The following is a 1,191-nucleotide window of genomic DNA, read 5'->3' as shown; positions in this document are numbered from 1 at the left end:
AATGAAGGATCGATTTCTCCATTTTGGATCCGCTCCAGCAAGGGCTGTAGGTAACGGATCATATGCGTCTGACCCGTTTTCAACGTCAGACCTTTGTTCATCAGGACGCCTAATGCCACTGGCCCAACTGGTCCAGCAAACACGCCTGGCATCGATACAATGCCTCCGGGCCGACAGGCTAGAATGGCTTGGTTCAGTGCGAACGGACGCTCCATGCTCACTGTAGCCGCCATTACGGCGGAACTGACTTTCTGCGCCAGCGTATCGGCGCCATGCGCTTCCATACCAACCGCTTCAATGACCGCATCAGGTCCAAGACCATGGGTCATCTCCATGATCGTCTCCTGGACATTTTGCTGGCCAAAATCGATTGTTTCAGCACCCGCTTGACGGGCTAGCGCCAGCCTCTCCGGCACAGTATCGATCGCGATGACCCTCTTTGCACCCAATAGGAAGCACGACTTGACCGCCAAGACGCCGACGGGGCCGCAACCCCAAACCGCGATGGTGTCTTCGGGTGTGATTTCGCAATGCTCCGCGGCTTGGTATGCCGTCGGGAAGATGTCGCTGAGGAAAAGGACTTGCTCGTCCGTCAAACCATCCGGAACTTTAATAGGGCCGACATCCGAATAGGGGACACGCAGGTATTCAGCTTGGCCGCCGGCAAAGCCACCAGTTATGTGGGAGAAGCCAAACAGGCCGGCAAGGGGATAGCCGAACGTCTCAGCTTGCATTTTACCATTGGGGTTTGTGCGTTCACAGCAACTCCAGTTACCCCACTTGCATTGCCGGCATTCCCCACAGCAAATCGTGAATGGCACAACGATGCGGTCGCCAACCTTCAGCTTTGAATTCTCGCGACCAACTTCAATGACCTCACCCATAGTCTCATGCCCAAGGATGTCACCATGCTCCATCGTCGGCATGAAGCCGCCCATCAGGTGCAAATCGGAACCACAGATGGCGCATGCCGTGACCTTGATGATCGCGTCTTGGCCATGTTCGATAATTGGATCGGGGACGCTCTCGCAGGTGATTTTCCCCTTACCCTGCCAGGTGAGTGCTTTCATGAACGTTCTTCTTCAATTGTCTACAATGGAGCCGGGCCCTCGAGGACTCGAGGGCCCGGGTAAGACTAGGCTGCCTGTTTCGCCTTGGCCGGCGCGGTCTTCGGCTGGGGCTTTTCGGAAC

The 1,191-nt window shown here is 56.1% G+C and carries 1 protein-coding gene; it reads right to left on the bottom strand.

Features of this window, described 5'->3' with window-relative positions; translation table 11 throughout:
- On the bottom strand, window positions 1-1,070 hold a 1,070-nt coding region (locus GSQ76_RS03100), incomplete at its 3' end, for a zinc-dependent alcohol dehydrogenase (protein WP_158742451.1).
- Between the last annotated feature and the right edge of the window lie 121 nt (window positions 1,071-1,191).

Origin of the sequence: Acidisphaera sp. L21, from assembly GCF_009765685.1 — a bacterium.
In the GTDB taxonomy this organism is placed as follows: domain Bacteria; phylum Pseudomonadota; class Alphaproteobacteria; order Acetobacterales; family Acetobacteraceae; genus LMUY01.
This window is presented reverse-complemented; position numbering and strand designations above follow the sequence as displayed.